Origin of the sequence: Embleya sp. NPDC050493, from assembly GCF_044458105.1 — a bacterium.
Classification (GTDB): Bacteria; Actinomycetota; Actinomycetes; order Streptomycetales; family Streptomycetaceae; genus Embleya.
In genome coordinates this window covers 95,257-120,989 of the sequence record NZ_JBITHP010000022.1, presented here as the reverse complement: position 1 = coordinate 120,989, position 25,733 = coordinate 95,257, and the positions used below count along the sequence as shown (strand labels likewise).

Annotated in this window: 26 protein-coding genes and 2 pseudogenes; 13 read left to right on the top strand and 15 right to left on the bottom strand. The window is 69.8% G+C overall.

Features of this window, described 5'->3' with window-relative positions; translation table 11 throughout:
- Positions 1 to 411: 411 nt before the first annotated feature.
- From ACIBM5_RS33485 to ACIBM5_RS33470, 4 genes are all read left to right on the top strand, one after another.
- Positions 412 to 1,017 (top strand): peptidase, encoded by a 606-nt coding sequence (locus ACIBM5_RS33485; protein WP_396010392.1) that lies wholly within the window; start codon positions 412 to 414, stop codon positions 1,015 to 1,017.
- A gap of 669 nt (positions 1,018 to 1,686) precedes the next feature.
- A complete protein-coding gene (locus ACIBM5_RS33480; RefSeq protein ID WP_396010391.1) occupies positions 1,687 to 2,217 on the top strand; it encodes a SigE family RNA polymerase sigma factor in 531 nt (176 codons plus the stop codon).
- Positions 2,218 to 2,282: 65 nt separating this feature from the next.
- Complete coding sequence (locus tag ACIBM5_RS33475) at positions 2,283 to 3,161, top strand: hypothetical protein (protein WP_396010390.1); 879 nt, start codon at positions 2,283 to 2,285, stop codon at positions 3,159 to 3,161.
- A 277-nt stretch (positions 3,162 to 3,438) separates the two neighbouring features.
- Positions 3,439 to 3,885, top strand: coding sequence for a hypothetical protein (locus ACIBM5_RS33470; protein ID WP_396010388.1), 447 nt, complete (start codon positions 3,439 to 3,441; stop codon positions 3,883 to 3,885).
- Between the two features lie 19 nt (positions 3,886 to 3,904).
- Here ACIBM5_RS33470 and ACIBM5_RS33465 read toward each other — a convergent pair whose 3' ends face one another.
- On the bottom strand, positions 3,905 to 4,807 hold the full coding sequence (locus ACIBM5_RS33465; protein WP_396010387.1) for a hypothetical protein: 903 nt from the start codon (positions 4,805 to 4,807) through the stop codon (positions 3,905 to 3,907).
- 386 nt (positions 4,808 to 5,193) lie between these two features.
- Positions 5,194 to 6,177 (bottom strand): zinc-binding dehydrogenase, encoded by a 984-nt coding sequence (locus ACIBM5_RS33460; protein ID WP_396010385.1) that lies wholly within the window; start codon positions 6,175 to 6,177, stop codon positions 5,194 to 5,196.
- Between the two features lie 61 nt (positions 6,178 to 6,238).
- Between ACIBM5_RS33460 and ACIBM5_RS33455 the strand changes: the two genes are divergently transcribed.
- Both ACIBM5_RS33455 and ACIBM5_RS33450 read left to right on the top strand, forming a co-directional pair.
- Positions 6,239 to 6,547, top strand: coding sequence for an ArsR/SmtB family transcription factor (locus ACIBM5_RS33455; RefSeq protein ID WP_396010384.1), 309 nt, complete (start codon positions 6,239 to 6,241; stop codon positions 6,545 to 6,547).
- A gap of 78 nt (positions 6,548 to 6,625) precedes the next feature.
- A complete protein-coding gene (locus ACIBM5_RS33450; RefSeq protein WP_396010383.1) occupies positions 6,626 to 7,369 on the top strand; it encodes an alpha/beta fold hydrolase in 744 nt (247 codons plus the stop codon).
- 56 nt (positions 7,370 to 7,425) lie between these two features.
- Here ACIBM5_RS33450 and ACIBM5_RS33445 read toward each other — a convergent pair whose 3' ends face one another.
- From ACIBM5_RS33445 to ACIBM5_RS33420, 6 genes are all read right to left on the bottom strand, one after another.
- Positions 7,426 to 8,055, bottom strand: coding sequence for an alpha-ketoglutarate-dependent dioxygenase AlkB (locus ACIBM5_RS33445; RefSeq protein ID WP_396010381.1), 630 nt, complete (start codon positions 8,053 to 8,055; stop codon positions 7,426 to 7,428).
- Between the two features lie 267 nt (positions 8,056 to 8,322).
- Positions 8,323 to 8,925, bottom strand: coding sequence for a hypothetical protein (locus tag ACIBM5_RS33440; protein WP_396010380.1), 603 nt, complete (start codon positions 8,923 to 8,925; stop codon positions 8,323 to 8,325).
- Positions 8,922 to 9,062: a hypothetical protein gene (locus ACIBM5_RS33435; protein WP_396010378.1), complete on the bottom strand. Its 141-nt coding sequence runs from the start codon at positions 9,060 to 9,062 to the stop codon at positions 8,922 to 8,924. Before ACIBM5_RS33435 ends, ACIBM5_RS33440 begins: the two co-directional genes overlap by 4 nt.
- Positions 9,059 to 10,075, bottom strand: coding sequence for an aminotransferase class I/II-fold pyridoxal phosphate-dependent enzyme (locus tag ACIBM5_RS33430; protein WP_396010377.1), 1,017 nt, complete (start codon positions 10,073 to 10,075; stop codon positions 9,059 to 9,061). The genes ACIBM5_RS33435 and ACIBM5_RS33430 overlap by 4 nt, the downstream gene beginning before the upstream one ends.
- On the bottom strand, positions 10,072 to 11,529 hold the full coding sequence (locus ACIBM5_RS33425; protein ID WP_396010376.1) for a radical SAM protein: 1,458 nt from the start codon (positions 11,527 to 11,529) through the stop codon (positions 10,072 to 10,074). The genes ACIBM5_RS33430 and ACIBM5_RS33425 overlap by 4 nt, the downstream gene beginning before the upstream one ends.
- A gap of 442 nt (positions 11,530 to 11,971) precedes the next feature.
- Entirely contained in the window at positions 11,972 to 12,355 is a 384-nt protein-coding gene (locus tag ACIBM5_RS33420) for a winged helix-turn-helix transcriptional regulator (RefSeq protein WP_396010374.1), read from the bottom strand.
- Positions 12,356 to 12,456: 101 nt separating this feature from the next.
- Here ACIBM5_RS33420 and ACIBM5_RS33415 point away from each other — a divergent pair.
- A pseudogene (locus ACIBM5_RS33415) lies at positions 12,457 to 12,857 on the top strand (RidA family protein).
- Positions 12,858 to 13,053: 196 nt separating this feature from the next.
- On the opposite strand, the gene ACIBM5_RS33410 reads toward ACIBM5_RS33415, so the two are convergent.
- Positions 13,054 to 13,581: a hypothetical protein gene (locus ACIBM5_RS33410; protein ID WP_396010437.1), complete on the bottom strand. Its 528-nt coding sequence runs from the start codon at positions 13,579 to 13,581 to the stop codon at positions 13,054 to 13,056.
- A 41-nt stretch (positions 13,582 to 13,622) separates the two neighbouring features.
- Here ACIBM5_RS33410 and ACIBM5_RS33405 point away from each other — a divergent pair, with 41 nt between their 5' ends.
- On the top strand, positions 13,623 to 13,805 hold the full coding sequence (locus tag ACIBM5_RS33405; RefSeq protein WP_396010436.1) for a hypothetical protein: 183 nt from the start codon (positions 13,623 to 13,625) through the stop codon (positions 13,803 to 13,805).
- A 368-nt stretch (positions 13,806 to 14,173) separates the two neighbouring features.
- Here the strand turns inward: ACIBM5_RS33405 and ACIBM5_RS33400 are convergent, their stop codons facing one another.
- Together ACIBM5_RS33400 and ACIBM5_RS33395 are read right to left on the bottom strand one after the other, a co-directional pair.
- A complete protein-coding gene (locus tag ACIBM5_RS33400; RefSeq protein ID WP_396010373.1) occupies positions 14,174 to 14,680 on the bottom strand; it encodes a hypothetical protein in 507 nt (168 codons plus the stop codon).
- A gap of 4 nt (positions 14,681 to 14,684) precedes the next feature.
- On the bottom strand, positions 14,685 to 14,900 hold the full coding sequence (locus ACIBM5_RS33395) for a hypothetical protein (RefSeq protein ID WP_396010372.1): 216 nt from the start codon (positions 14,898 to 14,900) through the stop codon (positions 14,685 to 14,687).
- A gap of 551 nt (positions 14,901 to 15,451) precedes the next feature.
- Here ACIBM5_RS33395 and ACIBM5_RS33390 point away from each other — a divergent pair.
- A complete protein-coding gene (locus ACIBM5_RS33390) occupies positions 15,452 to 15,955 on the top strand; it encodes a hypothetical protein (protein WP_396010371.1) in 504 nt (167 codons plus the stop codon).
- A gap of 761 nt (positions 15,956 to 16,716) precedes the next feature.
- Here ACIBM5_RS33390 and ACIBM5_RS33385 read toward each other — a convergent pair.
- Both ACIBM5_RS33385 and ACIBM5_RS33380 read right to left on the bottom strand, forming a co-directional pair.
- Positions 16,717 to 17,253 (bottom strand): GNAT family N-acetyltransferase, encoded by a 537-nt coding sequence (locus tag ACIBM5_RS33385; protein WP_396010370.1) that lies wholly within the window; start codon positions 17,251 to 17,253, stop codon positions 16,717 to 16,719.
- 616 nt (positions 17,254 to 17,869) lie between these two features.
- Positions 17,870 to 18,088 carry a hypothetical protein gene (locus tag ACIBM5_RS33380; protein ID WP_396010434.1) on the bottom strand — a complete coding sequence of 73 codons (219 nt, stop codon included), beginning with the start codon at positions 18,086 to 18,088 and terminating at the stop codon, positions 17,870 to 17,872.
- On the opposite strand from ACIBM5_RS33380, the gene ACIBM5_RS33375 reads away from it, so the two are divergent.
- Entirely contained in the window at positions 18,065 to 18,226 is a 162-nt protein-coding gene (locus tag ACIBM5_RS33375; RefSeq protein ID WP_396010433.1) for a hypothetical protein, read from the top strand. The two genes, ACIBM5_RS33380 and ACIBM5_RS33375, sit on opposite strands and share 24 nt — an antisense overlap.
- A gap of 17 nt (positions 18,227 to 18,243) precedes the next feature.
- Here ACIBM5_RS33375 and ACIBM5_RS33370 read toward each other — a convergent pair.
- Positions 18,244 to 18,570, bottom strand: a pseudogene (locus ACIBM5_RS33370) (DUF6508 domain-containing protein); the annotation flags it as partial.
- A 517-nt stretch (positions 18,571 to 19,087) separates the two neighbouring features.
- Here ACIBM5_RS33370 and ACIBM5_RS33365 point away from each other — a divergent pair.
- Both ACIBM5_RS33365 and ACIBM5_RS33360 read left to right on the top strand, forming a co-directional pair.
- Complete coding sequence (locus ACIBM5_RS33365; protein ID WP_396010369.1) at positions 19,088 to 20,701, top strand: HEAT repeat domain-containing protein; 1,614 nt, start codon at positions 19,088 to 19,090, stop codon at positions 20,699 to 20,701.
- A 927-nt stretch (positions 20,702 to 21,628) separates the two neighbouring features.
- Positions 21,629 to 21,874: a hypothetical protein gene (locus ACIBM5_RS33360; RefSeq protein ID WP_396010368.1), complete on the top strand. Its 246-nt coding sequence runs from the start codon at positions 21,629 to 21,631 to the stop codon at positions 21,872 to 21,874.
- Between the two features lie 423 nt (positions 21,875 to 22,297).
- On the opposite strand, the gene ACIBM5_RS33355 is transcribed toward ACIBM5_RS33360, so the two are convergent.
- Positions 22,298 to 23,404 (bottom strand): hypothetical protein, encoded by a 1,107-nt coding sequence (locus ACIBM5_RS33355; RefSeq protein WP_396010367.1) that lies wholly within the window; start codon positions 23,402 to 23,404, stop codon positions 22,298 to 22,300.
- Between the two features lie 670 nt (positions 23,405 to 24,074).
- Between ACIBM5_RS33355 and ACIBM5_RS33350 the strand changes: the two genes are divergently transcribed.
- Positions 24,075 to 25,550, top strand: coding sequence for an ATP-binding protein (locus ACIBM5_RS33350; protein ID WP_396010366.1), 1,476 nt, complete (start codon positions 24,075 to 24,077; stop codon positions 25,548 to 25,550).
- Positions 25,551 to 25,733 lie beyond the last annotated feature (183 nt).

Below are 25,733 nucleotides of genomic sequence, written 5' to 3'. Positions count from 1 at the left end.
TCACGGTCCCGAAACGAAAAGCTGCCCTGCCGGCTCAGGGGCGGTCGTGAACCCACCCACCAGCTGGCCGAGCCCGCATCGCCCTGCCCGACATCCCCGCCACCATCGCCGACGGCCTCGGACACACCAGCCCCTCGCCGCTGACCTGGGCCGTCAACGCCAAGCTCCTGGACGCCGACGTGACCGTGACCGTGACCGACCAGGACATCACCACCGCCATCGCGTTGGCGTTCCGCCACCTCAAGACCGTGGCCGAACCGAGCGGCGCCTGCGCCCCGGCCGCCGTCCTTCGCGGTCTCCTCCCCCACGACTCGGGGATGATCGGAGTGGTGATCTCCGGCGGCGGCGTGGACCTGCCCACCTTCTACCGGCCGATCAACCAGGCCGCCCACCGGAAGGAACAGCCCGCACGTGTCCGACCAGTTCCCCACCGTCACGCAGTACGCCAGCCCGGACCTGATCGCCGCCATCGCCTACGAGGGCCTGCCCCGCACCGCCGATCCCCGCTGGGCCGAGTCCGGCGCCCCCGACCCCGACACATACGGCCGGTGGTGCGGCCACATGTGCGGCATCGCCTGCCTGCGCATGGCACTCCTGGCCCGCACCGGCGACGCACCCACCATGTTCGAACTCCTCGACGACGCACGGAAGTACGGGGCCTACACCGAGGACCCGGACACCGGAGCGATCCGCGGCCTGATCTACGCCCCCTTCGTCGAGTACGTACAGGACGTCCACCCGCTGGGCGCCGAACCGCACCCGACCCTGACCGTGCCCGGCCTCCTCGCCCTGCTCGACGGCGGGCGGCTGGTGATGGCCTCCGTCCACAAGGAGATCCGCCGCCCCGAGAACCCCGCCCCCGGCAAGGGCGGGCACCTCGTGCTCGTCACCCACCGCCAGGGAGACACCGTGCACTTCAGAAACCCGTCCGGACACACCGAGCAGGCCCGTACCGCCAGCCTGCCCACGGCCGAGTTCGCCGAGTTCTTCGCCGGCCGCGGCGTGTCCCTGATCTGAGATCACCGACGCCGCGTCGGGCGGTTGCGTCCCAGGCAGGTCTTCAGCCGTCGCCGGGCACCCGCGTACTCGTCCGCCCGCGCCGCCGCCGGCTCGGCCGGCGCCTCCGGCAACGGCAGTTCAGCACCATGAGTCGTGTACGCCGAACGCGCTACCGACCCGCCGCGTCGAGTTTGTGAGGGCGGTACCGCGTTCGGGATCAGCCGCCCAGGGGGACCGGCCACGACGGGCCGCGGAGTTCGCCACACCACACGGTCTGGGTGCGTCGACACCCGCGACCTCCCGTACAGGTGGGACTCGGCAAGAGCGAGGGCGAGGGCGAGGAGGATCGACGTCGACGCGGACGGCGCCGAGGTGACCGTGTTCTCCGCGCCCGACGTCCGCGAGTTGTCCGCCCGCCTGCGGGAGACATACGGCATCGGAAAGCCGGCCGAGACATCGACTTGGCTTGTGGACTGTCCGACCCGCTTTCACGCCGACGTCATCACTGTGGGCGTCGGTCCTCGACTGTCCAATGTCCAACCGTCACCGGTTCCCGACGCAGAGTCTCAAGCACCATGACGCGATACCTCACTGGCCCCGCCCTGACCGTGCTTCGAAAGGGTGTGACCGAACCGGAGGTTCGATACGTCAAGACTCTGCGAGGTCGTCGACAGAGCGGGGAGCGGGATGGGTTGGTTCCACAGGGAACGCATCGGATTCGCCAAGTTCGCCGAGGCGAACCAGACCGCGCTGCGCCGCACCGCCTTCCTGCTCTGCGGCGACTGGCATTTGGCCGAGGACCTCGCGCAGACCGCGCTGGAGAAGGTCTACGTCGCGTGGCCGAGGCTCGAGCGACAGGAGCACCCGGAGGCCTACGCCAAGCGCGTCCTGGTCAACGCGTTCCTGGACGGGCGCCGCCGCAAGAGCAGCGGCGAGATGACGGGCATGGATGCCGACGCACTGGCCCGCACCCCCGCCCCTGCCCATGGCGACCCCGAACTGCGGCTCACCCTCGTCGACGCGCTGCACACCCTCGAACCACGCGACCGCGCCCTGTTGGTGTTGCGGTACTGGGAGGACCTGAGCGTCGAGGAGACCGCACGGCGGCTGGGCATGGGTGGGTCCGCCGTCAAGACCGGCACGATGCGCGCACTCGCCAGGCTGCGCGAGCGCGTGCCGGAGCTGATCCGCGAGGGCGCCGCGGAGGGTCGGCCGTGAGGATACGGCGCACGGCGAAGCGGCCGGCGGCGGACAGAGCGGAACACATGAGAGGAACCGACGTCGTGGAAGGGCACGAAGTGGAGACCGAAGACCTGTTTCGCAGCGAACTACGCGCCGAACTGGACGAGTTGGTGATCCCGCCGGGCGCGGGGCTGGCTGCCCGGGCGGCCGAGGGCGGCCGCCGCCGGGCAAGGCGGCGCGCATTGGGGCAGACCGTCGGGGCGACCCTGGCGGTGGGAGTGATCGCGGCGGGCGTGCTGGGCGCGGCACAGCTGCGGACGAGTCCGGCGACCAAGGCGGGGCCCGCAGCGAATCCGTCGCCGTCCCGGATCGACGGATGGTTCGGTGGCGTGAACCCCGAACTGCCGGCGCAGCCGGTGGCACCGAATCCCCTCGCCGAGCGACTCGGTCCGGTCATCACGAGCCTGCTGCCCGGGGGGACGAAGCAGGTCACGACCAACACCGCCATCGACGGCGGCCTCTACGCGAAGGTCACCTGGGACACCGGCCAGGGCGTGGTCGAGGTGACCTTCCACATGGTGGGCAAGCGGTTCTTCGGGTGCACCATGGCCGACGGCAAGCCGAAGCCCAAGGAGAACAACTTCGGCGGCTGCCGCAACGCACCGGACGGAACGCTGCTCGGCACCTTCGAGAAGCCCTTTCCGGACAAGGGCATCGCCTGGAAGACCGTCAACTACGTCACCGGGGAGACCATGGTCGAACTGAGCTACGGAAACGGCGAACTGTCGGACAACGGCAAGCCCACCCGCAACACCCTGCCGCTGACCGACGAGCAGGCCCTGTCCATCCTGAGGAACCCGGCCTGGGCGCCGATCCTCGCCACCTACGTCCCGCCGCCACCCGCCGACCCCGCCACGCTGCCCACCCCGGGCCCGACGCGGTTCCCGATCGCCTCGCTCAGCCCGGCAGGGCAGCCCTGACCGACCCGCACGCACCGAGGGCGTCCCCGTCGCTCCCGGCCGGGGCGCCCCGGCCGGGACCGACGTCGCGCTCCTCGTCCTCCCCGGCGTCGGGCCACCGGCCGAAGGGGCCGGCGCCGCCGGGCCCGGCGGCGAGGACGCCCGCCCCCGTTGTGCTCCGCCATGGCCTTCAGAGCGCGCCAGTTCCCGACCAAGCCGATGCACGCGTTCTGGATCACGTCGTCCGTGTCGTGGTCGTCGCCCACGTAGGTGTACGTGACCCGGCACGCAGGTGTACGTGACCCGCTACGAATCGGGCCACACTCAAAGGATGGAGATCATCGAGGCACGCGGCTACCTCACCTTGCCGGGAGCGGGTGACGTGGAAATCGACCTCGATCCGTACGACTGGCCGCCGGCCGAGCACGTCGGTCCGGTCGCGCGAGGCGCGGTGATCGCCGACGGCCCGGAACTCGACGTCGGCACAGAGGGCGAACTGCACGTCGACGGCGAGAACACGGAAATCGGTCACCCGTTCACGGCCATCATGAACGCCGGCCGAGCCGACCGGATCCGCAGCCGCGAGAACAGGCGACGCACCTTCCGCGTACCGTTCATGCACGTTCGATGCACCCGGGCTGGTTGGGCTTTCCTCCGAAGCGACTACCCGATCGGGTACCGTCTCCGCCCCACCACCTCCGAAAAGCAGGTGGGGCGCAGACACCGGCCCCGGACTTATCGATAGGCCTGCACGACTACGAAGATCATCGTGAACGTGGCAACCAATGCGCTGCCCGAGAGGGCCAGGCACTGGAGGGACGAGGTCGAGGCAGACACGAGCCGCCCGTGACGACCCACATCCCAGGCCGGCGTTGACCGCGCACGACAACGTCGGCAGGACGACCACGACCGCAATTTGGTCCATGAGTTGGTACTCCTGTTTGCCGAGTTCGTCGACGCGCCCGGCGACAAATGAGCGTCTGCCGTCGAAGGGCGAGCCACTGCACGACCCGACACACCGACGCCGGGGGATTCCCGGACAGCGACGCCAACCGCCGCTTGGTCAAGTTCGTACGCGGAGCACACGTGTACGGGTCCCCCGCATCGGCCATCCACGTCAGTCCGGCGGGACGCGATCCGTGCCGCAGCGGGAACTCGTAGCCCTGTGCGGCGACAACCTCGTCCCAGCGCGTGGCATCACGCGGGATCGCCCTGGTGATCCGCCCTCCACGCAGCCCGGTGAACAACCGCGTCATCGGGTCGGGATCCGGGCCGGCGAGCGCAATACGGCGGAGGACGTCCAGGTCGCTGATCCCGGCCCAGGAGGCGAGGTCCGCTGTGCTCATTCCCGGCCCGGGTGGTCCTCGATGTAGTCCATGACTTCGCGGATCGCCGCCCCGGCGAGCCGGCCGGCCCGGGCGGCGCGCGTACTGGACGCCGTCCGGGCTCCACCACATGGTCACCGGGTCGATGGGGACCATGGCAATCCCGCTCTGTCCGGCCCTGGGGGCGCGGGTCGAGCCGCTCTGCTGCACGGTACTGCCGCCGGAGATGGGGAGGTTGACGTGGTAGGCGGACTCCATCGGGGGGCGACGATGGTGACGTTCGCGCCGTACCCCAGCTGTGCCGGCGTCGGCCGACCCGAGGGCGGCAAGTCGAGACGGCACTCCAGGGCACTCGGGTCGCCGACCGACATCCGGTGCTCGGCGAAGGTCTTCGTGACCTGTGCGCGAGCGGTGTCGCGGTCGGTGGTGCGAAAGCGTGGCGGGCGCGGTGTCTGCGCCGTGTGGGCATCGGTACTCATGCTCCCTCGCGGTTCCGCGCTGATCGTCCCGGCGAGGCGACTTGCCAGAAGATTCAACATTCCTGGTGGCGCTCGACGAGAACCCGCCGCCTCACCCCACGCACCACCGCCGGGCCGCAGACCGCCGGCTTGTCGAAAGACCTCACCGAACGCACCGGGCGGCGCGACATTCGTGCACCGCGGGCATCGCAGCGAAGTTCGTACACGCGGGCGTGAAGGCGACGTTCGTACACCGCGGGCACCGGCCGCTCACGGGTGTACGGCGATGGCGATCTTGCCGCGTGGGCGTTTGCGGCCCTCGCCGGTGGAGCCGCCTTCCAACAGTGAGTGGGCCTGTGCGATGTCGGCCAGTGGTAGCAGGGCGCCGATCACCGGCCGGAGTTCGCCTTGGTCGACCAAGGCGCCCAGCGCCGTGAGCTTCGCCCGGCCGGGGCTGACGAAGAGGAAGTGGTAGGTCGCGTTCACGCCCCACGCCGCGAGCAGGTTCTGAGGTTCGGGGATGTCCACGATGGACACCACGCGGCCCCGGTCGGCGAGGACTTGCGGGCTGCGGGCGAGGGTGTCCCCGCCCACCGTGTCCAGCACGACGTCGACCCCGCCCAACGCGCGGACCTGCGGCACGTAGTCACCCGCCGAGAAGTCGATCGCGATGTCGGCTCCCAGGCCGGTGACGAACTCGTGATCCCTCGCCCGCGCGGTGGTCACCACCTCGGCTCCCAGCGCGCGGGCGAGCTGGACGGCGACCGAGCCGACCCCGCCCGCTCCGCCGTGCACCAGGACACGTTCCCCGGCCCGCACCCCGGCGCGTTCGACCAGCGCCTCCCACACCGTCACGCCCACGAGCGCGAGAGCGGCGGCCTCGACGTGCGACAACCGCGCGGGCTTGGGGGCGACCAGGGCCTGGTCGACCACGTGGAACTCGGCGTAGGTTCCCTGCCCGCCGAACATCGGCGCCAGGTACCAGACCTCGTCGCCCGGGCGGAAGTCGCCTGCCCCGGGGCCGGTGGCGACCACCACGCCGGACACGTCGTTGCCGATCACCGCCGGCAGCGCCACCTGGTCGCGGTAGTCCCCACGCCGGGTCTGCAGGTCGAGAGGGTTCACGGACGTGGCCATCACGCGCACCAGCACCCGGCCGGGTCCGGGGGCGGGTATGGGCAGTTCCCGGGTGGCGAACGCGGTGTCCGCGTCACCGAAGCTGACGAGTTCCACCACACGCATCGAAGTCGACATGCGAAAACGTTAGATCGTAATATTGCGAATCGTCAATATGTACGTGCGTTACGATCACCGCATGTTCACGGAGGCGGAGTTGCTGGCTGTGTTCCGGGCCCTGTCCAACCCGACCCGCCGCCGGATGCTGGTATGGCTCAAGGACCCGATGAGCTTCCCCGGTCAGGAGAGCGAGGATGTCGAGATCGGCGTCTGCGTGACCGACATCGCGCAACGCACCGGCCTGGGACAGTCGACCACCTCGCAGTACCTCGCGATACTGCGGCAAGCGGGACTGGTCATCGCCACCCGCCGCGGCAAATGGACCTACTACCGCCGCGACGAAGCCAACATCGCCCGCCTTCTCGACACCCTCCACGACGTGTTCTAGAGCCCACGCCCCCGAACACGGCGAACACAGCCGGGCAGGCGGCCGGCGGCCGGCGGACCCCGAGGGTCGGCCGCAGCAATGACGCCCCTACCGACGATGACCCAGCAGCCGGTGACGGCCGACGGCACCCTCTGCGCCGCACCCGGAAACGGCGTGGACGTCGCCGACGACGTGGGCCCCCGATCGTCACGTCGCCGTTGCCGCGCAGTCCCTTCAGGCGTCGGTCGGCCTTCCCGGCGGCCTCGCGCAGCGTCGCGGTGTTGCTGCCGCTTTTCCTGTCGCCGATCCCGCAACACGGCTCGCGACATGGACGTCATCACGGCCGCGCTCGGCGAGCGCCGCATCTCCTACGTGGGCTGTTCGTACGGCACCCACCCCGGCACGGCCTACGCCCGGATGTTCCCCGGCCGCGTCGACCGGGTCGTCCTGGGCGGTGCGCTCGACCCGCGCCGCTACGGCCCCGGGGGGTCGCGCGGAAGCGAGAACGAGAACGATCGCGCGGAACGATCGCGCGGTGTCCGACGGGCCGACTGGGCGGCGCTTCGGAACGATGCCTACCACCTCGGCGGCACCCGTACCGAGGTGGCGGCCACGGTGGACCGGGTCCAGGGGGCGTCCACGCGTGGCCCGCTCGTCGTCGGCACGGCCCCGGACGTGTATCGACCGGACGACAGCCACGTGGGCTTCGTGCTCCTGAGGGAGAACGCGGACGACACCGACGCGGCGCGGGCGCTGTCTGCGCGGATGCCCGGGTCAACGTCTACCTGTCCACGGGCCGACTGCCGAGGATGCCGAGGATCGACTCGACCTGCGTTCAAGTAGCGGAGGGGCGGGTGCCCCGCCGCCCGAGGCCGGCCGGGCACTCGGGCGCGGTCCGCTCAGCCGACGCCGTGCGGGCGGAACTGGATGCTGATGCGCGGCCCCGTGGCCCGGGCCGTCTTGGGGATCGCGTGCTCCCAGGCGCGTTGGCACGAGCCGCCCATCACGATCAGGTCGCCGTGTCCGAGCGGACGGCGCAGCACCGGCTCGCCGCCGCCGCGCGGCCGGAGCAGCAGATCGCGCGGCGCGCCGACGGACGCGATCGCGACCATGGTGTCCGCGTGGGCGCCGCGGCCGTCGCGGTCGCCGTGCCAGGCGACGCTGTCCCGGCCGTCGCGGTACAGGCACAGGCCCACGCCGACGAACGGCTCACCCAGCTCGGCCGCGTAGTGCTCGGAAAGCCGGTCGCGCGCCTCGGCGAGGGCGGGATGCGGCAGGGCGTCGCCTGCGCGGTAGTGGGCGAGCAGCCGGGGGACGTCGACGACACGTTCGTACATCAGGCGCCGTTCGGCCCGCCAGGGAACCGTCTCGGCCAGCGCGGTGAACAGGGTGTCGGCGCCCTCCACCCACCCGGGCAACTCGTCGATCCAGGCACCGCCGCCGATCACGGTACGGCGCAGCCCCCGCGGCGGGCCGATACGGACGACGTCGCTCTGATCGAAGAGCGAACCCTGGAGTGAGTCGGACATTCCACCACGATACCCCATTGATCCGAACGCACGTTCGAACGTGTTCGTGAGTGGCCTGCGCTACCGGTCGACGGGCTGCCGTCCGGGTCGGCGGCCGGCCGGGCGTCCTGGCGGCGCCATGTAGGGCGATGAGCACGGGTCCGGATCCACTGGACGGTCGGGTCGTCACGCCCTCGCACCACTGGCGGGCCAGGTATGCCAGGGCGCCGAGCCGGGGATCCGAGCGACCTGCGATGTGGCCGAACGGGTGGCTACATGACGGCCCCGTCAACGAGTTCGACATCTCCGCTTCGAGACCGCCGCGGCCGAGTCTGACGCCGTCGTGCACCGCCTCCGCGGGATCACCGAACGACCACCTCGCGGGAGTTGGGCCCTGATCTCGCCCCGTGAGTGGCGAGGCATGACCTTGTTGGTGTGCGCGCGCCGCCGCGTAGGCAGGCCGGCGTGCAGCGCAGCACTTGGGCAGCGGTGTCGTAGCTGTTCGTCGCTCGCACGTCGAGCCTCGCCCCGTCCCCGGTCCACCCGTCCCGGTCCACTACCGACTTGTGATGGTGGGGCGACTCGGGGAAGCCGGCACAGCTTGGCCACGTCGGGGTTGCACACTCCAGGGCCAGGGCCTCGCCTGGTCGCAGCCCGTTTCGCGCCGAGGTGAGGAACGCGACCACGGATTCCGGGTTGTACAGGTGCTGCATCGTGTTGGTTTCCGAGCACGCCAGGGCGAAGCGCCTCGGCAGTCCTTTTCCAGCCGGTCGACTGGCGGTCGGCACGCTGACGGGAACGCGCAAGCACCGAGGGCGTGATGTCAGGCCCTGTGACCTCGACACCCGCCCTCGCGATCGGCAGGGTGATGCCCCCGGTTCCGCAGGTCACTTCCAGGACCGGGCCGCCGCCCGCCCCGCCCGGGCTGCTTGGCCGAGGAAGAACAGCGTGCCGTGGTCTCGCGCGGTGAACTCCCGATCGTAGAAGTCCGCGTCGTCGTATACGGCCAAGTCCTCCGGTGGTTTCATCGTGCCACCGCCCGCGTCGGGTCGAAAGCGCCGGCAAGGCTGGTCAGGACGGAGCCGGCCCAACTGCTCTCCCCGAACACGCCGACCGGCATGGCGAGTACGCCGCACTCGCGCCGGAGCGTCTCCGCTGAGATTTCAACCGGGAAGAAGTAGTTGCCGGGACATGTCCGGCTCGCCGGGGGAATCGCCCCGAGCACTTCGTCCGGCAACTGTTCGAACAGTCGCTCGGCCCGTGCGGCCAGTTCGTCGACGACCTGCCGGGGCACGTCGCCGTGCTCGGTCAGCAGCCGGTCGGCGAGCCTCAGCTGTGCCGACGTCGGCGGATCCGCCCGGAACGCTTCGGCCAATTCGGCTTCCGCCGGGCCCAGCAGGACCACGCCGAACGTGCGCGGCCACAGCCATCCCTTGGTGACCGAATGCAGCAGGACCGCACGTCCGGTGTCCAGCAATCGCCGTGTGCCCGCAGCGAACGGGGCTCCCAGGTCGTAGACACTGTCGATCAGCAGGCGGCGCCGTGGTGATACCCGCAACCACGCGATCACCGCGGCGCACTCGGCATCGGACAGGTATCGGCCGAGCGGCTTGCTGGGGTTGGCGAGCAGCAGGTATTCGGGCCGATGGTCGGCCGGCGACCTCGGCAGGACCGGCGCCGGTAGCGTCGGGTAGGTCCCGGGCGTCAGGCCCGCAGCGCGGGCCAGCTCGAGGTAGACCGGATACACGTCGCTGGGCAGCCACAATCGCGCTTGCACGGCGCGCAGCCGGTGGAACACCACGCCGAGCCCGTGACGGACCCCTCGACAGACCATGGCGTGGCCGGCCCACTCATCCGGCAGTTCGAAGCGCCGCAGCCAGGCACGGGCGAGATCGCATCGGTGCACCGTACGCGTGTCGGTCGGCGGTTCCGGTCGCATCGGAGCAAGCGCCCGGTACACGTTGGTCTCCGCGGCGTCCAGAAGCGACGAGGAAGCACGGAGTTGCTGCTGCCGGAATTCCTGGAACTCGTCGAACCTCATGCCGTGGCGCCTTCCGGCACGATCTCGCTGGCCCGGTCTTCCAGCGAGGCGTAGCAGCGTCCGTCGGCCATGACGTTCCAACTGCGTGCGATCCCGTTGGTGCGTTCCCAGAGCAGGCTGGGTTCGGTGTAGGCGGCGATGCGCATCGGCTGTCCGTCCCAGCTGCCGTGGTAGATCGGAGCGCCCCAGGGCAGGCGGCTCGCCGGTTCGAGGCCGTGCTGCTCGGCGAACCGGGTGACGACGGACAGCGAGACCTGGTGCTCTCGGCTCCAGACGTTGGCGGCGCGGTCGAAGTAGAGCGACTCGGTGCTGGTGGATACGTAGAGTTCTTTGAAGCAGACTTCGTCGACACCGAGGGCCGCGGCCCAGGAAAGGTAGTCGGCGACGCCGGCCGCGTCGGCGACGCCGCCGTGCTGGAGCACGCAGATCAGCCTCATCCGCAGTCCCGGCCGGCAGTCACGCCCCACGCGCCAGGTGTCGATCACGGAGCTCACCGGCGTGCGCAGCATCGTCAGCCGCTCGTTGACGGCGTCGTCCTGATGGTGCCGGGAGACCGCCAGCACGCTCAAACCTGCGGAGCTCAGGGCTGCGAGACGCTCGGCCCGGTCGGCATGCCCGCCCTTCGCCAGGGTGTGCGCATTGGTGATCAGGACGACCTTCGGGAAGGCCGCCGAGCAGGCGGACACCAGGCGCAGTTGTTGTTCGAACGGTATGAGCGTGGGCTCCCCACCGCCGGTGATCACGGCACGCTCGGCACCCGCCGCACGGGCGCGCTCCAGCCAGTGGGCGACCGCGTCCCACGGGACCCGTGCCGGCGCCTGGTCACTGGAGATCGACGCCGAGGAGAAGCAGAACGAACACCGGGCCTGGCAGGCGGACGCGACCGGCAGAAGCGAAACCGAGCGCGGTCGCGTGTCGGCGTAGCGACGCTGTGCCGACGCGTGCAGGTGCAGGGAGGCCGCCATCGCATCCTCGACGGTTGTCGGGCGCAGCGCGAACTCGTCGCCCGATTGGTCGAGTTCGTGAACGGCCGACAACCGTATGCGAGCCTCGTGCAGTTCCGTGCCGAGGCCGGTCGACACGTTGGGCACCAACTTGTCGGGATCCACCGTGGTTTCCAGCACCAGCAGCCGATCGCCCGGAATGGCCAGCCGGTCCAGCAGGCGTCGCGCCTTGTCGACGCCGATTCCCAACTCCGCACGGGTCAGCAGATGGAACCGGTCGGGATGGGTACTCTCCGGAATTCCCGCCTTGCCGTAAGCGAAGGCGTACTTGTCGAAGCCCTTCGCGAAGTTCGACAGCACGATGACGTGGAAGCGCTGGTGGCTCTGGTTCATCCGGTCATCATGCATGAACGGGCCCCGGACCACATGGGCCGAACTGCAGGCGCAAGGCGGCGTCCCGGTCCGATCCGTCGCCAGGGACACGCCCCGCCCCATCGCGGTCCACGACACGGCCGCCGGTGACCCGGAGACCATGGACCAACCCGGTGTGGCCGAGGAACTTCCCTTCGTCACGAGCACCCGATCGCACCCCGGTGCCAACGCCGACGGCTGTCACAGCAATACGGCCAAGACGGTATCCCGGGCAGAGGTGAAGGCACGGCCGCGTTGCGAAGGCCGTCTCCGCTTCGGCGGGGGCGGCCTTCGGAACACCGCCTTCGAGTTCAGCGCGCCAAGCCTGATGACTTCGTGCACCTCGAGCAGCAGCGGGTGTCTGCCGGTTCGGGTAGCAGTTGGGGAACGGGAAGCTCGTGGACGTTCAGGAGAAATGGCAGCAGAGCGTGGGGACGACGGCTCGGAAGCCCGATATCGGGCGCAGCGCAGGCCGAGTTGGTGGCCGTCAACCCGGGATCGTCAAGGACGCGCGCAACGAGAGTGTGGCGCTGAGCGCCCGTCAGGCGTCGAAGTGACGGCGCGCGCCCTCGATGTGACCGAGGTACTGGTGGGTCCAGCCGCATATGGCGTCGACCGTCGCGCGCAAGGCCCGGCCCGGCTCGGTCAGGGTGTACTCGACCCGCGGCGGCACGGTGGGATACACCTCCCGCTCGACCAGGCCGTTGCGCTCCAGCATGCGCAGGTTCTGGGTGAGCATCTTGTGGCTGACGCCCTCGACTTCGTTCCGCAGTTCGCCGAAGCGTAGGGTGCGCTCGCCGAGCGCCTCGATGATCAGGAGCGCCCACTTGTTGGCGATGTCCGAGAAGATTTCCCGCGCCAGGGAGTCCGCGCGCCTCAGGTCGGCGTCCTCGGGTAGGTCCTTGAGCAGTTGCTTAGTCACCATCAGGTTCCTCAGTCACCGAAAATTGCGTTCTTCCAGTTCAGCGCTCACTCTCCTACGGTTCTCGAGTAACCACAAGAGAGCGGATCGGGAAGGCGAGCACCGTGACCGTCATCGATGTCTTCAACCACGGCGTGCCGGCCGAGAACGACTTCGGCTACTCGCAGGCGTCAAGTCCGGCGAGCTGATCCACATCTCCGGACAGCTCTCGCTCGACGCGGCGGGCGAGTTCCTCTATGCAGACGACTTCGCCGCCCAGCTCGAGCAGACCTACGTCAACGTGGACAGGGTCCTGGACCACTACGGAGTCACCCGGAACCAGGTCGTCTCGCAGGTTCTGTACGTGGTGGACCTGCGGCAGAACGCCGCAGCGGCGGCGGAGGGCAACCTGACGTACTTCGGCGACCACCGCCCGGCCGGCACGGTTGTCGGCGTCACCGAACTGACCTCCCCCGGCCAGGTCATCGAGATCGGCTTCGTCGTCGACACGAAACTGCCCACCTGAACTCACCCGCAGCGCGCGGCGCGTGCAGGCCCGCCCAGAGGATCCCGTCGGTCACCGGCTTGTAGGTTCCAGCATCGCGAGGGCCGCCCGGTGGCCGCCTCCTCCTCGCCTCCGACCAGACCTGGCCGGGCCGGATACGACGACGCGTACGGGTCGTCGTCGGCGATGGTGTCCTCGGACGTCTCGACGCAGCTGCCTACGGCTGGGTCCAAATCACCGCCGGCACGCCCCGCATCCCCGCAGTGTGGATGGCGCGCCCCGCCCGGGCCCGGGATTCGGCCGTTGTCGGCGGGTCCGGTGTCCTGGGCGGGGAAGAGCGGCGGGTCCCCTGGTCGGCGAGGATGCGGGCGGCGGCGGCCGCGGCGTCGAAGCGGGAGGGCGGGATACCGCTCACGGGCGGGCTCCGGGGTTCGGGGTTCAGGGGCCTGGCGCGGCCGGCCGTCATGCTGGCACGAATGGTGGACAAGGACCGGCGGCGGTGGCCGGGGCGGGCGCGTTCGGCGGCCTCCAGGAGCAGACGTTCGGCATCCGAGGCATCGAGATGGCCAGCGGCGACCAGGCCTCCGGCGGTGTACGCGGCCCGGTTGAGCTTGTCGTTGAACGCGACCCCGGACGGCACGAGCGCGCAGTCCGCGACCTCCTGGAGGACCGTGGCCAATGCCTTGGCGGCGACGTTCGCGTGGCCTCCGGCGGCGGCGACGGCGAGCCGGGCCCGGGGCGGCACCGGGTGAGCGTGGGCGGGGGCGGCGGCGGTCGGCGTGGCCGGTGCGGGCGAGTTCGGTGGCCTGTCAGGTCGAGCAGCAGACGGCGTTCCGCAACGTGGTCTCCCTCGCCGACGCCGTCGGCGCCCCCGGAGACCGAAGCATCGCCCAGCGCCTCGACACCATCGAACGCGTCCTGTTCGCCCTCGCCCGCGCCCAGGGCATCGACATCGCCGACCTGACCTGATCCGTAAGCGACGGCCTCGGTATCTCACATGCGGTCCGGACCGCGTCCATGACCTACTCGACCGTTTCGACGTCGGGCGGCTCACCGGGCGCGCGTCATCTGCCTGGCTCCACCGGCCCGCCAGGCCCCCGGAGTTCTCGCGTCGGGAGGGGGCCTCAGATGGTGATGGTGCCGTTCGCCTTGGCTTGGGCCCAGGCGTCCCGGTCGGCGGGCGGCCAGGTCGCTTCCGTGGCGGCCCTTGCTCCTCGATGCGGGGTCGGCGTAGGGCGGCTTCGTCAGGACCGTAGCTCGTGCTGATGGGTTCGCCGCCCTGGCACTGTGCCGCGATGAGTGCGGCGGCCGCGACCACCTCGGCTCCTTCGGGGCTTTCAAAGTTGTCCCGGGCTTGTCGACTCCGGGCGGCCCGCGCCGGTCTGGGGCACGCCGGGTTTGTGACCGTACGCCTGGCAGGTCACGGTCGCGGTCGCCGTGCCGACGAACGGGCGGCGGATCACGGCTCCGAAACGCAAAGCCTGCCCTGCCGGCTCAGGTGCGGTCGTGAACCCACCCACCAGGTGGCCGAGGCCGGGTTGCGCAGCTTCGGCGAGGGGCTGCGCAACCCGGTGGCGCGCGTCAGGCGAGCAGGGCGCGCAACGGCGGTCGCGGCAATGACGCGGCGTTGGAAGCGCCGACACGGCGTGGGCGGCGCGGTAGTGGGCCTCGCGCCGCCGGCGGGTGAGGGTCCCGGCGGTCAGGGTTACGAGCGCGGTGGTGTCGTGGCCGGTGAGCTCGCGCAGCGCGCGCAGTTCCTCGGCGGCCGCGACGGTGGGCACCGGGCCGGTGGGGTCGGCCAGGTGGGCCAGGAGCAGGACGGCGTCGTGGTGGACGCCGATCACCTCGTCACGCGCCTTCCGCGCGGCCGGCCGTCGAGTTCACCGGCGCCCTCGGGCGCCAGGTAGGGGTAGGGGCGGTGGCGGCGTTGGCGACCGTGCGGGCCAGGCGGGCGGCGCGCACGTCGGGCAGGTCGCCGGCTTCGATGCGGGCGTCGTCCGCGTGGAAGGCGAAGTCGGCAGCGGCGGCGGTTTCTATCCGGGCCCACGCCTCGGCGGGGCTCACCCTCGATGGCGGAGTACGTGCGTGCACCAGCTGTGCCGACCTGATCGCCGACGCAGCGGTCGCGGGTGGGCGGCCGCCTCGAATCCCGACGCGACGCCGAGCGACGCCTGGTACCAGCGCTCGTTCCGCACACCCCCACTCTCGGTCGAGGGCCGATTCCTGCGGGCGCCCGCCACCGCGGCCGCGTGCGGCGCGTACCTCGACGGGCCGGCTCGGCAAGTCCGGGTACCGGGTCGTGCACGCACCCCGCGACTGACATCGCGATTCGGGTGGCGTTCGCGTCGCATTTTTGTGGGCACCGAAGACCTGACCGGCGCGCCGCTGCCGAAGGGACGCGGCGACGCGTGTGCACCGTTCACACCGCGGGGTGACAGCGTTCGGCCGGGCGGGTGACGGAACGCCTCTCGGGCTGTGGCGCGACGAGCCGGCGTTCGAGTATCGATTCCGCCGCCAACCGAGCGGCAGGTGAGTCGATATCGGCTTCGCGCCTGTAATCGGCTCGCCCACGACTGTCCGAGGAGTCCCCAGCCGTGCGTTCTCGTTTCGTCGCTGTGACAGCCGCTGTCCTGGCTGTGGTTGCCGCTCTTGCTCAGCCCGCCCAGGCCGCCCCGTTGATGGACGGTGTCTATCGATTCCCGGCAATCGGCGACGGTAAGTGCCTGATCTGGCCCAAAACCGGCGGGAGTGTCGGGACGGTATCCCTCGGCGCCTGCACGGACACCGCATCGACCTCGGCGAACTGGCAGGTACGGCAACGCTCCAACGGGACGATGGAGGTTTCCGCCCAAGGCTCCGGCCGGCACGCGTGCCTGCGAGTGACGGACTCCTACCACGTGGTGGTCACCGACAACTGCAGTGACATTTACGCGGACTGGACCGTCTCCGTCGGTTCCGACGGTCCGGGAAGCCCTGTGTACGTCGACATCGAGCACACACCCGGCGACCACTCCGCGTCCTGGGGCAGTCTGGTGGACAACCCCGGTGTCACAGGCCGTCTCGTCGTGCAGAGGGTCCCCGTCACCTCCCATTACTGGACGGTGGAGCAGGTCGGCTAACCGTCGCTGCCGCGTGTACGCAAGCCCCGCCCATCCCCGCGAGCGCGGGGCCGACGACCTGAATCGGCAACTCCGGGTTGCGCAGGCAGAACGATCCCCGCAAGCGCGGGGCTGACCGCGACGGTGGTGACGCCGGATCCGCCGATCGCGATCGATCCCCGCGTTCGCGGGGCCGACCCGCCACGGCCGCGACACCGGTGCTCAAACCTGGAACGATCCCCGCGTTCGCGGGGCCAACACTGGATGACCTGGGCTTCTACCAGCGGGTAACACCGTTTTCATTCGGTTGCATCATGCCACCCACTCGAGCTCACGGTAGTTCACTCGCCGGCCTCCTCACCGGCATTCCTCCACCGACGCCAACGAGAAGCCCGGCATCCGGCTGGGCCGTCTCTACCGCCCCCGGATGGACCAGACAACCGTTCGGGTTGCCGATGCAGCCTCGGAACCATCCCAGCGTTCGCGGGGCCGACTGTCGGCGTACGAGTGAACGTGCGCACCCAAGTACAGCTGAACGTGCACAGCGTCGTGCGGATAGATGGTGAGACACGCGGAGGTGGGTCCGACGCTTCAACTGACCTCGATCCGACCACCGGGCTCAGCGAGACCCACCACGAAGGGTTTTGACGGTCACCGTGATGTTCCGTCCCGGGCGCCCCGGCATCGAGCATGTGCCGCATCCGCTTCTGCCGACGGAATGGGCACACTTGCCGCTTGCCGGCTCTGCACGGGGCCGTGCGCAAGGCCAAACATCCGGTGTGTCAGAGCCGTCTCGTGGCGAACAGGGTGGTCCCGTACACCGCGTCCACTTCCTTCCGTTCGGTCTCGGTGAACCCGACCCTGGCCAGCACACGGCGAGAAGCGGTGTTCCAGTCCCAGACCGTAGCCCCCAGACGTTCGTGCCCAGACGATCTCGCCCATTCCAGAACCGCCAACGAGGCCTCGGTCGCGTATCCCTGACGCCAAACTCGGCGTAGCAGCTCGAATGCCAGTTCGGGTTCCGCTACCGATCCTCGCCCGCTGTCGACCAGCCCGCAGTGGCCGATGACGTCACGAAAGGCCTTCCGCTCGACCGCCAACAACCCGATCGACCACGGTTGGTTGGCGCGGATCGAATCCTCGAGCTCGGCGACCGTGGGGTGTCCGTCCGCGTCGATTCGGCGGTGCGGCGGCACTCGTGGATCACGTTCACTCCAGAGCTCACGCTGGACGACAGCCTCGGCTACCCGCCAAGGTCTGAGCAGCAGGCGACTCGTCTCGAGTACAACCTCGCTGCCCCGGACCGCGCCAACTGTCATGACAGCAACCGTCTCACGGGCGAACGCACTGTCGTGCCACGGGGCGCGTGGTCGATCCTGCCGATCGTGGACGCTCGATATGCGGGATAACCGCGATCAATCCCTGAGCGTCGTCTTGGAGCTGTGCACGTTTGGCTGTACCCGGTTGGACACGTTGTCCCGTACGCCGACACCGACTTGCCGGCGAGCTTCGCGTGACGGGCGGTGGAGGGAGCATCCCCCGTTCGCGGGGCCGACCGCGGTACGAACACCGCCTACGCCAAAGGCGCGGGAGCATCCGCACGTTCGCGGGGCCGACACTGGATGACCTGGGGTTCTACCAGCGGATAACGCGGATAACGCCGTTTTCGTTCAGTTGCATCTTGCCACCTGATGCCCGATGACCCGAAGAGGATCTTCTTCGACCCACGGTAGTTCACCTGAGAGTCTCATCGGTTTCGATGTGGAGGCGTGCCCCGCGACGCATGCTTGCGGCGGGGGGCGAACGTCGCAGCGACACCACTGAGCATCCTTCGATTGCTGTTCTCCGTATTTGCCTTGCTGGAACAGCCGCTCGACGGAAGCGCGTCGAAGGCGAGTCATCACGTTCAAGCAGAGAAGTTGTGTCGCGGCGGGGTCAGGAATCGTCGTGTTCTGTGGGGTGGTCGGGGTCGTCGGCTGTGTCCCAGCCGTGTTTGACCTGTTCGTAGGTCTGCTTCTTGTTCCAGGATCCGGTGGTGGCCCAGGTGAGTTCTTGGACGTCGAAGGCGTGGGTGTCCTGGTTCCACACCAGTCGGGTACGGCCGTCGCGGGCGATGTGGGTGACCTGCCCATGTCGATGATCACCGACGTACACGTGTCGCGCCGGGGCCTTCCCGCGCCGGGGCGCCGGCGCTGGACCGTCCCGGTGGGCGCGGCGGGTCTCGACGAGGGTGGCGAGCACAGCGTGGACAGCCCGTCGGTGATGGCCGTGTCGATCGTGCCGTCGCAGTAGCGTTCACCGCGGACCACCTGCGTGGCGGCGAGGACGGCTTCGTCGGGGGTGAGCCCGCCCGGCTTGTGGTGGTCGGGCCGGGGCGACGCGGTCCAGTCTGCGCGTGGCGTGATCGCGCCGACCTCGTACAGCAGCTCCACCGCTCGGTTCACCCGATCCGAGTATTCCGGAAAGGCGAGGGCGAGGACGCCGTCCTCGGCCTGTCGTGGCCGGGTCCAGACCACGTCGCCGGCCGCGGGCGTGACGAAGTCGTCCACGAGCGAAGCGAGTTCCGCCCATGCCTGCGTCCTGTCCAGGTGCAGGGCGGTGGTCAGATCGCCCTTTCGGGCGCGGCCGTCGTCCATTTGCGGCTCCCTTCCGAAACGCGGGGTCAGGATCTGATCGCGGGGCCCTGCGGGGCGCCGGTGCGGCCCAGGGCGGCTGGGACAGGGTGGGGAATCTCGTCGACGAAGAGTCGTGCGCGTGGCGGCCGTTGGTGCCCCCGTGCCCAGTGTGCACCCCGGGAATACCGATGGTGGCCGACCCGGCGATCTCCGGCCGGCCTTGCCCAACCGATTTCGTCGCCGCACCCCGGATCCGCAATCGCGCAGGTCACCACGAAGCGAAGGCAGGACCATCCCCGCCAGCGCGAGGCCGACCGGGGCCCGCAACAACTCCGGCCTTGGGGGCGGGCAACATCCCCGCTTTCGCGGGGCCGACGCGGAGGGCAGGTACCTCGACACGCGGGTGGCGGGACCATCCCCGCGGACGCGGGGCCGACGCCGACACGTCGGGCGGCTCCCATCACGAGCGAGGACCATCCCCGCGGACGCGGGGCCGTGCACCGTGTGATGGCAGTCCCGGACGCTACCGTTCGCCGGCGTGAGATCACCCGAGGAACTCGACACGATCGACTGGCAGTCGCTGTACCACGCCTACGGGGACGGCACGGACGTCCCGGACCGGATACGGGCCCTGTACGGCGACGACGCGGATCGCGCCGACACGGCCCTGAGCGAGCTGTTCAACCATGTGTTGCACCAGGGAACGGTGTATCCGGCGACCGTGGCGGCCGTGCCCTTCCTCGCCCACGCCGCCGTGCACGCCCCTCACGGACGAGCGGGTGTGCTGGCGTTGCTCGCGGGCGCGGGAGGTGAGGGTCCCGTTCCGAGGGCCGGTGACCAGGAAGAGGGGCACGCGCGGGTCGGGGCGGAAGTCGCCGGCCTGTTGCACCTGCTCGGCGACGACGACCCGCAGGTGCGTCGCCATGCGGTGCGCGTCGCCCGCCGCGCGAGCGCGCAGACCCTGCCGGCGGCGACACGCGAACTGGCGGTGACGTACGCGACGGACCCGGCTCCCGCCGTCCGCGCGGAAGCCCTGATCGTCCTCACCCGCATCGATCCCGACCCACGGGCCCGCACACGGCGCCTCCACGACGCCCTCACCGACCCGGTCGCCGCCGTCCGCGCAGTCGCCGCCCTGGCCCTCCTGGAACAGGAACAGGCCCCCTACCCGGCGGACCTGGTCGCGGTTCTGGCGGACGCCGGAGGCGACAGCGAACTCGCGGTCAATCGGCTCGAGTTCTTTCCCGGGATCGGCGACACCGACTCCCGCGTCGCCGCCGTCCTGGCCCACGACCCGGACGCCACCGCGACGGTGGCCCGCGCCTGGATCGCACAGGGCAACGTCGAAGGCCGCGGTGCACGCCGCGCCCACGAACTCTCCACCCACTGGCGCGACCGCGAACACGACACCCTCGCCCTCCTCGCCGCCGCCCTTCCCCACCCGACGACACCCTGGGACCTGTCCGAACTGCTCGGCGCCGTCATCCGCTGGGCTCCCGGCGCCACCCACCCCGACCCCTCGCTCGGGGACAACCTCATGCCGCACGCGCTCGCCGACACCACCACGGCCGAGCTCGCCCAACTGACACTCGGCCTCCTCGGCGACGAACGCCTGCTCACCACCGTCCCCGACCCCCAGCCCAGGCCGCTGGTCGCGCTCGCCGCCCGCACCCAAGACCTCGACCACCAACGGCTCGCGCTGCGCCACCGTCATGCGTGTCCCGACGAACTCCTCGCCACGCTGACATCCCACGCCGCCGGCACCCTCCTGCGGGACCTCAAAGACCTGCTGCGTCGACGCCCCACCGTGACGCTCGTACGACGATTCGGCGACTGGGGCATCCGCGACCCCGAACTGCTCGACCTGCTCGCCGACAACGCCCGCGGCAACGACGACGAACTCGCCACCGCCGCAACGGTCGCCGCCGCCCGCCTGGGCGCCGACCCGGCCCCGGCACTGGACCTGCTGGCACGCCGCCTCAATGACGACGGACTGTACCTGGAGGAGGCAGGTCGCCTGGGCCCGACGGCCGCACCACTGCTCCCTCTGATCGAGGACCGGCTCACCGACGCCCACGCATGGACACGGACGGTCGCCGCCGAGCCCACTGGCGCATCACCGGCGACCGCTCCAAAGCAATTCCGGTCCTGACCGCGCTCGTCGAATCCCTCCCCCCGCCTGTGCTTGCGCTCGAAACGCTCCTGTCGATCGGTCCGCCCTATCCACCCCACCTGCGGCCGCACCTCCTGCGCTGGTCGACCACCGACCGTCGCGTGGTGTCCTCCGACGACCCGTTCGCGCCGAGCACCGACCTGCCCCAGGACACCCGACTCCGGTCCGCGGCAACACGGATGCTTACGTGAACGGCATGAAAGACAGCCTGGGACGTGTGCAATGTCGGCGAACACGACGCCATGAGAACGATCCACACGGGCCCGGAATCGGCAGTCGCAATCGCGAGGTTCCAAGACGGGCACCGGCACGGAGTCAGGCCTGTCCCGATCGAGCCGGCCAGGAACGCGTCGGCAAAGGCGAGATCATCCCCGCCTGCGCGGGGGCCGACGCCGGGGAGGACGCCGGGACGAGCCCAGGTCCGGGAGCATCCCCGCTCGCGCGGGGCCGACACTGGGATGACGTGGGGATCTACCCGTGGATGACGCCGTTTCGTGCGGTTGCATCTTGCCGCCCGTGGCTGATCTTCCCCGGGGCCGATCTACTTCGTCGTCACGGTGGTTCACCCGGCGAGCCTCCCGCTCGATGCCCGCCGAGACGGTGGCCGGCCCTCGAGCCGTCCGAGGACCGCCACGATCGGCGCCGACTCCACCCTCCACGCCGCCGTCGGCAGACACCGGAAGCACTCCACGCCATCCCCGAGGATCCGTCCGAGCCACGAACCGGCCGCGACTCCACGAACACCCACATCGACACCACAGCACGGCCCGCGAGGCCGCCGGGCGCGACAGGAGGACGCCATGCACTCGCCCGCATCGAGGCAGGTTCGAGTTTGCGGCGCCCAAGAGCCCACCAGCGATGGCAAGAGGTATATACAGAAGAGTCACCGAGATCTACGATCGGCCCATGGAGTCGACCCCTGAACAACTGGTTCGCCAGGCGGCGCGCAACGCGTTGGCCATTGGGGATGCCGCGCAACGAGCCAAGGCCATAACGGCTTTCATGGACGCGATCAAGGCGGTCTCCCCCGAACTCAAGGCGACGCGCCGGAAGGATGTCGCGCTGCTGCGAGAGAACCATTCCTATCGGAAGGTCGGCGAGCTCATCGGGGTATCGCATACGCGCGTGCAACAGATCGAACGCAGCGAGTAGAAGGCCACCACCACGATCACGTCTCGCGAACCCTGGCACGACGCCGGCACCAAGCAGGGCGAAACACCCCTCGTCGCTCTCGCCGGGGCGGGGACCGGCTGAATCGACCCTGCGGGCCGGCTACGACGACAGTCGTGGGTACAGGGAAAGCTCCCCGTACGAACGCCCACACCGCGCCGTCCCGGTCAGCCGAGTCGAGACCGGCTCAATCAACCCACCCCCGTACTCGCGAGGCCGACCGCGCGAGGATGCCTTGCCTGGACTGGGTCTCGGGAACATCCCCGCGTTCGAGGGGCTTACTGCGTCTATGGCGCGGTGGATTCGGTCGACGTGGGAGCCTCCCCGCGTTTGCGGGGCCAACGAGGCGATGGACGGCACCCACGCCACGCGCCAGGGACCGTCCCTGAAGGGGCGGTGTCGACCTTATCCGTCGAAGCGGAGCCAGCGGTAACCGCGTTCGAGCAGCGGTGTCAGGGTCCCGCGGTGGAGTGCGGCGAAGGTCACGACCGCTTCCCTCTCGTCGCTGCTGACTGACGCGAGCAGTCCAGGGGCCACGAAGAACTTGTCGGCCTCGTAGGTCGGCAGGAACGGACTCAGGGGTACGGGGCGCAGCATGCTCCACAACGAGTCAAGGCGCGGGGTTGGCATGCAGTAGGTCCGTGCGTGATAGGGGGCTGCATTCATGGCTTGGTAGAGGGTGAACTGCAGGAGGAAGCGGCTCAGTGGTTCCTCTTCGAGGGTCGTCTCCGGGTTTGCGGTACGGGGGTCTTCGGTGTGCCACACGCGGGGATCGGTTTTGCTCGGGCCTTTCGGCGGCCATGGGATGGACCAGTCGATGGAGGCCCCGTGCATCACGGCGAAGACCAGCCTGTCGCCGAGGGGTCCGGGAACGCGCTCGGGTTGTTCGAGTACCGGGTCGTGGAATCCGTGGAGTGCCGGGCGGAGACGGGCCAAGCGGTGGAAAGCCGTCAACGCCGGTGGCAGATCACCCGGTTCGCCCGCCGTGCGCTTCTCTTCCGCCAGGCTGTTCCGCTCGGCGGGGAACCAGCTGAGGACGAAGGATTCCAGGGCGCGGATCGGGTCCGTTTCCACGTGGTCGACCCAGCCCGCATCCGGCACCGGCCCGGGCGCCGGGGCCGGTCGGACCGCGTCGAGCATTTCGCGGCCCAGCGGTCGGTCGAGCTCCAGTGCGGCATGGTCGAAGTCGGCAGGTGCGGATGGCCTTCCTCTGCAGAGCGCGGTACCGAGGGGAAGGCAGCCCTGGTCCAGGCGGGCGAAGAGGTGGATCGGCAGGGTGCCCCGGAAGTCGAACCGTGGGTGGAGGTCCGGAATTCTGTCCCCGCGCAGGAGCGCCTTGGTGGCGTCCTGGACGCCGCTGACTCCCGGATGGTCGCCGGGTTCGACGATCACGACGGTTGCGTCCGTGCCCGCCCCGATCACGGCCGGACCCATCTTGTACCGCCGGAGTCCGCGTCCGGCCACGGACAGCGCCGCGGCCTCGGTGATCAGGGAAGAAAGGGGCTGCGTCACCGGATCACCCTATCCAGGGGGCATGGACAGGAACTTTGGCAGGGAGCGCGGCATTTCGCCAACGATGGGGCTGACTGTGATGGCGAGGACGACGGTTGATCACACTGCCTGCGCAGGCTCGGCGTCCGGACGACGGCTCCGACGACGTTGCAGCAGGTCATCGGCGTGATCGCGGGGCCGAGCACGAACAACGCCAACTGCCCCTGCACCACAGCTTGCACATCCCCCGCGTTCGCGGGGCCGACCCATTTGACTGTGTCCGGCACTTCGGGTTCGGGGGACCATCCCCGCGTTCGCGGGGCCGACGCTGGATGACCTGCGGTTCTACCAGCGGGTAACACAATTTTTGTTCAGTTTCATCTTGCTACCTGATGCTGCCGGTCGCGAAGCGAATCATCCTCGCTCCAAGGTAGTTCACTCGAGGATCTCCTGATCGGCACTACCGGAGCCCCGCAGTAACGGTGGCGGATGCCTGGTCTGCCGGAGGGATCTGGCGGCCGAGGCGCTCGACCGTCCCCTGGGGTAACGCGTGGCGGCTCATGACTTCGCTTCCGAGTGGCACCCACCCGACCGGCCACCGTGCTGCGACTGCCCAGCGACACACCCGGCGGTCATTGATAACCACAGTTATAATAGATACGTTCATCATTGCCGATCTCCGGGTGGAAACGTGCACAAGCCGTCCGACATGTTCGACCGCGACTTCGAGTGGTCCGAGCTCGTGCGCTTCGCCACCTACCCCGGACGCGAGGCCACCCTCGGCGTGGTCTCCGGGCGGCGTCGCCAGGGCAAGACGTTCCTTCTGGACGCACTGTGCCGCGAGACCGGCGGCTTCTACTTCTCAGCCACCGAGGCCACCGAGGCCGAATCGCTGCGCCAGTTCGGATCGGCCCTCGCGCGCCACACCGGCCAACCGATCCCGTACCGGTTCGCGCACTGGGAGGAGGCCGTCGAGACCCTGATGGCCATTCCCGTCCCCGACGGCAGACCCATGCCCGTGGTCATCGACGAGTTCCCCTTCCTCGCGAAGGCGTCACCGGAACTGCCCTCGCTCCTGCAACGCGCACTCGGGCCGAACGCGCGCCGCGGCGGCGCCCCGATCCGGCTGCTGCTGTGCGGATCCGCCCTGTCGTTCATGGGCAACCTGCTCACCGGAACCGCCCCCTTGCGCGGACGCGCGAGCCTCGAGTTGGTCGTACCCACCCTCGACTACCGGCTCGCCGCGCGATTCTGGAACCTCCGGGACCCCACCCTGGCCCTCCTCGTCAACTCCGTCGTCGGTGGAACCCCGGCCTACGCCCGCGAGTTCACCCTCGGCGACGCACCCGCCGACCTCGACGACTTCGGCCCCTGGGTGCAGCGCAACGTCCTCAACCCCGGACGCCCGCTCTTCCGCGAGGCCCGATTCCTCCTCGCCGAGGAACCCGACCTGCGAGACACCGCCCTCTACCACGGCGTCCTGTCCGCGATCGCCGACGGCAACCACACCCGAGGCGGCATCGCGAGCTACCTCGCCCGCAAGTCCACCGACCTCGGCCACGCCCTCGCGGTCCTGGAGGACACCGGGATGATCGTCCGCGATCCCGACGCCTTCCACGGCAAACGCTCCGCGTACCGCATCGCCGAACCCATCGTCTCGTTCTACCACGCGGTCATGCGCCCGGAATGGAGCGACCTCGAGCGCCCCGGCCACGCCGCGGACGTCTGGGCCCGTTCCCAGGCCACCTTCCTCAGCAAGGTCGTCGGCCCACACTTCGAACAAATCTGCCGCACCTGGACCCGCTGGTACGCCTCGCCCGAAACCCTTGGCGGGCACCGCGTCCGCGTGCAATCGGGCACCATCCCCGACCCCGTCGCCAAGAACGGCCTCGAGGTCGACGTCGCCGTCTTCGGCCGCGACGACCACGGCCGCGAAATCCTCCTGGCCATCGGCGAGGCCAGATGGAAGGCACGCATGGACCGAACCCACCTGGCCCGCCTCGAACGCATCCGCGAACTCCTCACCGCCCGCACCGGCGTCGACGCCACCCACACCCGCCTGCTCTGCTTCAGCGGCAACGGCTTCACCGACGACCTGCGCACCGCCGCCACCGACAACCCCGAACTCCAACTCGTCGACCTGGAACGCCTCTACAGCGGAACCTGACGGCAGAGCAGGACCACGATCGCCGCGCTCCACTCCACCGCTCGTCGTCGAACACCCGGGTGCCCCCCGGCCTGCTCGACCGAGGTGCAACCGATCCAACGAGACAGTAGAGACTCGACCGGGCCTTCGGCCGGAGCATCCCCGCGCATGCGGGGCCGATCGGCGCAAGACCGTTGAGGACAT

Bases quoted from the DNA above. Each gene is read 5' to 3' on its own strand.
- ACIBM5_RS33480 (WP_396010391.1), top strand. From the start codon at position 1,687: ATGGGTTGGTTCCACAGGGAACGCATCGGATTCGCCAAGTTCGCCGAG.
- ACIBM5_RS33460 (WP_396010385.1), bottom strand. From the start codon at position 6,177: ATGTCGACTTCGATGCGTGTGGTGGAACTCGTCAGCTTCGGTGACGCG.
- ACIBM5_RS33455 (WP_396010384.1), top strand. From the start codon at position 6,239: ATGTTCACGGAGGCGGAGTTGCTGGCTGTGTTCCGGGCCCTGTCCAAC.
- ACIBM5_RS33450 (WP_396010383.1), top strand. From the start codon at position 6,626: ATGACGCCCCTACCGACGATGACCCAGCAGCCGGTGACGGCCGACGGC.
- ACIBM5_RS33445 (WP_396010381.1), bottom strand. From the start codon at position 8,055: ATGTCCGACTCACTCCAGGGTTCGCTCTTCGATCAGAGCGACGTCGTC.
- ACIBM5_RS33435 (WP_396010378.1), bottom strand. From the start codon at position 9,062: ATGAAACCACCGGAGGACTTGGCCGTATACGACGACGCGGACTTCTAC.
- ACIBM5_RS33430 (WP_396010377.1), bottom strand. From the start codon at position 10,075: ATGAGGTTCGACGAGTTCCAGGAATTCCGGCAGCAGCAACTCCGTGCT.
- ACIBM5_RS33420 (WP_396010374.1), bottom strand. From the start codon at position 12,355: ATGGTGACTAAGCAACTGCTCAAGGACCTACCCGAGGACGCCGACCTG.
- ACIBM5_RS33385 (WP_396010370.1), bottom strand. From the start codon at position 17,253: ATGACAGTTGGCGCGGTCCGGGGCAGCGAGGTTGTACTCGAGACGAGT.
- ACIBM5_RS33375 (WP_396010433.1), top strand. From the start codon at position 18,065: ATGTCGATGATCACCGACGTACACGTGTCGCGCCGGGGCCTTCCCGCG.
- ACIBM5_RS33360 (WP_396010368.1), top strand. From the start codon at position 21,629: ATGGAGTCGACCCCTGAACAACTGGTTCGCCAGGCGGCGCGCAACGCG.